Annotated in this window: 8 protein-coding genes; 2 read left to right on the forward strand and 6 right to left on the reverse strand. The window is 31.9% G+C overall.

Translation table 11 applies throughout. The features are described from left to right. Nucleotides 1-19: 19 nt before the first annotated feature. Nucleotides 20-661, forward strand: a complete 642-nt coding sequence (locus Q0820_RS10900) for a TetR/AcrR family transcriptional regulator (protein ID WP_298487669.1) — start codon at nt 20-22, stop codon at nt 659-661. A 128-nt stretch (nt 662-789) separates the two neighbouring features. Here the strand turns inward: Q0820_RS10900 and Q0820_RS10905 are convergent, their stop codons facing one another. The 5 genes from Q0820_RS10905 to Q0820_RS10925 all read right to left on the reverse strand — a co-directional run bounded on the left by Q0820_RS10905 (nt 790) and on the right by Q0820_RS10925 (nt 4,183). Continuing rightward, nucleotides 790-2,238: an ATP-binding protein gene (locus Q0820_RS10905; RefSeq protein WP_298487670.1), complete on the reverse strand. Its 1,449-nt coding sequence runs from the start codon at nt 2,236-2,238 to the stop codon at nt 790-792. Between the two features lie 271 nt (nt 2,239-2,509). Continuing rightward, on the reverse strand, nt 2,510-2,962 hold the full coding sequence (locus Q0820_RS10910; RefSeq protein ID WP_298487671.1) for a nuclear transport factor 2 family protein: 453 nt from the start codon (nt 2,960-2,962) through the stop codon (nt 2,510-2,512). A 12-nt stretch (nt 2,963-2,974) separates the two neighbouring features. Then, nucleotides 2,975-3,412, reverse strand: coding sequence for an SRPBCC domain-containing protein (locus tag Q0820_RS10915; RefSeq protein WP_298487672.1), 438 nt, complete (start codon nt 3,410-3,412; stop codon nt 2,975-2,977). Next, entirely contained in the window at nt 3,412-3,867 is a 456-nt protein-coding gene (locus Q0820_RS10920; RefSeq protein WP_298487673.1) for an SRPBCC domain-containing protein, read from the reverse strand. Before Q0820_RS10920 ends, Q0820_RS10915 begins: the two co-directional genes overlap by 1 nt. After that, nucleotides 3,860-4,183 (reverse strand): metalloregulator ArsR/SmtB family transcription factor, encoded by a 324-nt coding sequence (locus Q0820_RS10925; protein WP_298487674.1) that lies wholly within the window; start codon nt 4,181-4,183, stop codon nt 3,860-3,862. The genes Q0820_RS10920 and Q0820_RS10925 overlap by 8 nt, the downstream gene beginning before the upstream one ends. A 566-nt stretch (nt 4,184-4,749) precedes the next feature. Here Q0820_RS10925 and Q0820_RS10930 point away from each other — a divergent pair. Continuing rightward, a complete protein-coding gene (locus tag Q0820_RS10930; RefSeq protein ID WP_298487675.1) occupies nt 4,750-5,535 on the forward strand; it encodes a transposase in 786 nt (261 codons plus the stop codon). Nucleotides 5,536-5,633: 98 nt separating this feature from the next. Here the strand turns inward: Q0820_RS10930 and Q0820_RS10935 are convergent, their stop codons facing one another. Continuing rightward, nucleotides 5,634-6,146: a hypothetical protein gene (locus tag Q0820_RS10935; RefSeq protein ID WP_298487676.1), complete on the reverse strand. Its 513-nt coding sequence runs from the start codon at nt 6,144-6,146 to the stop codon at nt 5,634-5,636. Nucleotides 6,147-6,423 lie beyond the last annotated feature (277 nt).

A 6,423-nucleotide genomic window follows, 5' to 3' on the forward strand; every position in this document is an offset into this window, starting at 1 on the left:
TTTTGTTTAAATATTTGGAATGATAGTTCCAGTAATTTATTTTTGTGAAAGCACGTTACGTGCTTTCACATTTTTTATTATGCCTAGAGTAAAGTTATTTAATGAAAAAGAAGTCTTAACCAAAGCAATGGATTTATTTTGGAAGCAAGGTTATTCAGCTACTTCTGTTAAGGATTTGGTTAGTCATCTAGGTATTAATAGAGCAAGCTTGTATGATACTTTTGGTGATAAGGAAAAACTTTTTAAAAAATCCTTTGAGCTTTATCGTAAGCAAAGTATTGATAAAATTTGTAAATTATTTCAAAATCAGCCAAATGTTAAAGAAGGTTTTTCTGAACTTTTTAATAATGCAATAAATGAAGCTTTTCTAGATAAAGATAGGAAGGGGTGTTTTGCAGTAAATAACACTACAGAACTTGTCCCCAATAGTGAAAGTTGTCTAGAGATTTTGTCAAGTAATAGGCGTGATTTTGAAAAATTATTTTATGAATATCTTAAAAAGGGTCAAAAGAAAGATCAATTAATTGAATGTAAAGATTTAAAGTCATTAGCATCTTTTTTATTCGTAATTTATAATGGCATTCTAGTTGTTTCTAAAATTCAAACTAACAAAAAAGAACTAACAGATTCTGTTAATTTAGCAATGTCTGTCTTGTCCTGAAATAGGTTGACCTTTTTTTGTGATGATTAAAAGGATAATAATTCCAGATTATTTTTATTTTTTCGATACAATTTGTAGTCTATATTTTGTTTTAAGTGGATCTTGTTTGTTGTGCTTTCGTTTTTTCTTTAATTATTAGTTTTCATTCTCAGTGTGATTTCTCCAATATTATATGCATAAATAGAAGCTGGTAGAAAAGTAAATCTCAAGTCTTGTGTTTCTTTCATTCCTATTTGATTAATTGAAGTGACAACTGAAGCTTTAAGTTTATTTGTTTCACAAAATTTAATTAGACTTTTCAATTCTTGTGGTTTGTCAAAATATCGATTACTCCACTTAATTTCTACTCCCCAAACAGGTTTATAATTTTTATCATCTACTAAAACAAGGTCTACTTCTCCTTCATTTCTGCCGTCTTTCCATCTAGCATAGGTTAAATCTAATTGCTCCCGATGCATCCATTGTGAAAGAATTGCAGTTTCAACCATATTTCCCATTTCTTGATCTGTTTCACTCATCGGTGAAAACAAAGCAGTACGAAGTGATGGATTAGTAAGGTATACTTTGAAGCTTGTAATCCTTTTCAATCTTTTTGCATTTACCCCGACTTTGTTTAATACTTTAATTAAGAATGCTGCTTCTAAATATTCTAGATATTTTTTTAATGTATCCTTTTGAATTCCACTTTCCCTAGACATTGTCTCATATGAAAATTCATTTCCCGTATTATAAGCTATATATGTGAAAAATCTGTTTAACTCTTGGACGTCTTTGATGCCATACAAACTTGGTAAATCTCTAAGAAGAACTTTGTCTACAATATCATTTTTCACATATCTACCCATATCGCCTTGTATTTTTTCAGATAATACAACCTCAGGGTAGCCTCCAAAATTTAAATAGTGAATGAATTCTTTATTTAAAGCTTTTGAATCATGAGTTAAGCAATATTCTATATCCTTGTCTCCATATTGAATATCGCCTTCAAAAATTAAATGGTCTAGGTTTTTCAAATGAATATACTCCTGAAATGTCAACGGAGGTAATAAGAAATCAGTAAATCTACCCGCTCCACTTTCCGTGCTGTGCCATTTCAATGCTGCAGCTGCTGAACCTGAAACAATGAATTTAGTTTCTGGATATGAGTCAACCAATACTTTTAAGTGTCTTTCCCAATCTTTCAAGTATTGAATTTCATCAAAAAAGACATAACAACCATTAAGATTGTCAAGGTTTAAAGATTCTTTACAAAGGCTTAGAACGTCTTCTAAACTTAAGTTTACATAAATCGGGTTGTCAATTCCAATAAAGAATAGTTTATGAGGATTTGTTCCTTCTTTTAGTAGGTTTCCAATGCAATGAAATAGCATTACCGTTTTACCTACTCGTCTTGGTCCCATTAGAACTAATGCCCTTTTTATACTTCTTTCAAGGACGAATGGATAAAAGAGATCGAAATATAATCTTTTGGACATTGAACTATAAGTGTCTGGAATCTCTTTGGTAATCCACCAAGGATTTTCGTATCGAAGACGTTCGATGATTTTTTCTGTCGGAATAGGGTTTAGTATTGCCATATATTCATCTCAATAAGACAAATATAATCAAATAAGTAGATTTAAAACTATCTATTGGTGCATAATTGAGTAAATAGGCAGATTTTTGGAGGAAGAATGAGTTAATCCGACAATCGAATATTTTTAAATGTGTGGTAACCGTGCTCGTGTATGAGTAGTAGCGGGTTTTGAACTACTACTTTTCGATTTACAATATACTTTAATAAAATGAAAAGCGGCTCAAGTTTTCACTTAAACCGCAATTGCTTATACACATTTTTAGCAACAGTTATTAATTAGTTTTCATTCCCATCTCTTTTTTAAATTCTTCTGCATCGTAGTATATTCTCATAGATTGTATTTTTCCATCTTTAATTTCATACCATTCGCACATATCTAATGTTATCGTCTTTCCTGATTCCATTGCTACTTGCATTTCTATTTGAGTAATGACATAATTACCACTTTCAACAACTTGTTTCATTTTGTTTCCTCTTATTGCAGGCATAAATGATTCATTGAGTTTTATAAAGGCATTTTTTCCATTTACTTGGTCAACAGGGCCTATAAATTTTATGTCGTTTGCGATATAATCTTTCCACGAGTCTGTTCCTGACATCATTCCTTGTCCGAATACTTCAAATACTTCCATTGCTGTTTTTTCCATTTTTTTATTGTTTTTAGTAGTCTGTCCGTATGATATTTTTCCTAAAAAAATCAGACATATTAATAATATATTTTTCATTTTATTTGTTGTTTAATGTATTTTTTCTACTTCTTTTTTCAGAGCTTGGTTCATAGTGTTAAGCATTCCAATAGCATCTGTACTTAATTTTTTCCAAAAAAGAAAAACCATAATTCCTGTGTAAATTTCTCGTTGAATAAAAACTGTTTCTTTTTCAGTTTGCTTTATTTCAATTATTCTTTCTGCTGAAAACATAAATTTAGCCATCATTGTTGCGATAAATGAAAAACGTTTATTAGTAGTCAATTCCGAAATAGTAGCATTATACTTTTTTGCATTATTTCCTTTAGAATCCGACATAGTAATAGTTAACTCTTCACCAATGTTTAGTTTTCCTTTAATATTATTCACTATTGGATTCCATTTGTTCCAATTTTCTAAATCAATAAGAATGTTCCATATTTTATTTGGTGTTGATAATATTCTGATTTCTGTATTTATCTCTTTCATTATTTTAGTTTTAATTCAATAAGAAGTGTTTCAAGTCTTTCAAATACAGAACCCCAACCATTCAAAATCCCCATTTTCTCTTGCTGAATTCTATACTCTTCAGTTGGATGGACAATGTTGAACGTAAAGTTGGTCTTTTTCCCATTTTTTTCGAATAGTGATTGTATTTCTACACCTTCAGTCATAGGTTTAAAGTTGGCTAAAGAAATAATTTTTACAAGTTTTACAATCTCTATATATTCTCCATCTGCAATAAAGTTTTGTCCGTTTGGCATAGGCATAGAATATTTCCATTTTCCTCCAATGCTAAAATCGTGTTCAATGACTTTAGTTTCGATTCCTTTAGGGCTCCACCATTTTGCAATATGTTCGGGTTGTGTCCAAGCTTCCCAAACCAATTCAATTGGGGCGTTAAATGTTCTTTCTATTGTTACTGTTCTTTTTGATTTATCCATTGTTTCTGTTTTTTAACTCCATTAAATAATTTTCGAAAGAATCGATTTTGTCTTCCCATAGTTTTTGATATTGCTCAATCCATAAAAAAGCTGGTAAAAGATTTTTTGGCTGTATTAAGCAAAAGCGTTCTCTACCCTTTTTATGTATTTCGATTATCCCACATTCATTTAATATTTTTAAATGTTTTGAAATAGCAGGTCTACTAATTTCAAATTTTTCAGCCACCTCATTTACGCTTAATGATTCGGTTGAAACTAATTCGATAATATCTCTTCTTATAGGGTCTGCAATTGCTTGAAAAACATCTCTTCTCATAATTTATGTAACTATTCGGTTACGAATATATGAGTAATCATTCGGTTACGCAAACAATTGTGGTAAAAAAATGATTTTAATATAGAACTCTGAAATTTGAGTGGTAATTGTTGCTAACGTGTTCGTGTATGGTTAGTTGCGTTGGGTAGAACTAAGTTAACAAAAGAAAACGAACCAGAGGAAAATCCGCAGGATTTTCCGAGTAAGCAATAAATTATATACGTTGTGCCTGTTGCACAAGTCATTTTCTAAAAATAATAAATTTGCTTAACTTTAGTTATGCAGGGTAAAAAAGATTATCAAGAGAAGCTTTTCAATAGTTTTCAATTAAGTGAGCGTGTCCCCGAGACGAATTTTTACAGGCGTTTAAAAGGAGTTTTAGATTTACATTTTCTTTATAAGCTTACTAGAGAATATTATGGAGAAAGTGGTCCAAAGCGCAAGACCAAAGGCCAGGTGCAGGGAACAAAGGCTCTAAATATACGAGTAATAAGACGCATTACAGCCCTACGGATCCAGATGCTAGAATTAGCGTAAAGCCAGGTAAGGCAAGAAAGTTAAATTACTTGAGTCAACTCAGTGTAGATACAGCCCATCATGTGATAACAGACATTAGAGCGTACCATGCGGATGGTAAGGATAACCAACAACTGCCGGATATTGTAAATCGCTTACAAAGTCGTTTATGGCAACAGGGCTTGTATTGGGAGAACTGCGTAGCAGATACAGGATATAGTAGTGGAGAGAATTATGCATTTTTAGAAAACGAAGGTTTACAGAGTTTCATTCCACCGCACGGTACGTACAAAGGCGGGCCAACAGACTTCATTTACAATGAAATAGAAGATAACTATACCTGCCCACAAGGTAAGGTAATACCCTTTACCAAAATATTTAGCGACTACCGTACAGGCACAAAAAAGAAGGAGTACCGCGCAAGAAAACATGTCTGCATTGCTTGTCCATTAAAAACAAGATGTTTGGGCAAGAGTGCTCAGGAGAAGAAGTTTAGTGTTACCTACTATAGAGCAGAATATGAGCGCAATATAAAGCGAGTAAATAGTCCACAAGGCAGGTATATGAAAGGCAAGCGCCAGAGTACGGTAGAGCCCGTTTTTGGCACTTTAACCCAGTTTATGGGCATGCGTAAAATAAATACCATAGGTATTAAACAGGCCAACAAGGTAATGCATCTATCCGCAATAGCTTACAATCTCAAGAAGTATCTCAAATTTGAACAAAAACGTTCCAATAGTGGGCTAGGACAGTGTGCTTTTATTATAAATATCAAAAGGACGTTTCAGAACCTATTTTTGATAGATGTAAGACCATCAAAACTTAGTCTAAGCTAGGAATATTACAAAAATAAAGCCTCTTAGTGAGGCTTATAGTAGTACTATATTTAATGAATTAATGGCTTGTGCAACGGTTACTATTGTTGTGGGTAGTTTTATTCTGGTGTTAAATAAGAAATTAGGTTTCCGTCTTTTGTTGCTCCAATATATCCATGACCTTTGAAATAATAAAACCTATAGTTTCCATAATGCATTTTGGCTTCAATTACCATCAAATTCTTATAATTACAGTAAGGGGTATTTAATTTCCCTTTAAAACTTATAATTTCATACTCTGATTTACCATCAGCGGTTTTCCATTTATGGCTTTTCTTGAATTCAGGATTATATCTTATGGTATCTTCTTCACAACATTCCTCAAATTGATATACAATTCCGTTTTCTTCTCTTAAATAAAGTTTATGAGTATCAGATTTATCCCATCTTTGCTCAAATTCAAAATATTCTTTATCATCTATTTCTTTTGTTTGAGTTTTTTCTTCAATATAGTACGTGTCATACCATGTCAATTTTTTTGTCTTATATTTTAAAGTGAAAATACTTTCATTTATAAGTTCATCACAAAATATTTGACCTTCAAAAAGTTGAGCATTTACTGAAAAACTCAAAGTTAAGGTTAGTATTGAAATATATAATTTTGTATTCATTGATAATTAAAATCTAATTAATTCTTTCTTGAGGTAATTACCCACAACGGTTTTGTGTATGGCTCGTTGCGGAAAATCAGCTATGATTTTCCGCCGTAACCGAAAGATAGCAAATTGCAATGAATTCCGATTAGGAATTCAGCCGCAATGAGCTATACACGTTGTGTGTGCCCAGCATGGGCATCTTTAATTTATCGAAAGATAACTAATTCATCTAGAGGGTGCAAGTCCCTTATGC

This window comes from uncultured Maribacter sp. (assembly GCF_947495965.1).
Classification (GTDB): domain Bacteria; phylum Bacteroidota; class Bacteroidia; order Flavobacteriales; family Flavobacteriaceae; genus Maribacter_B.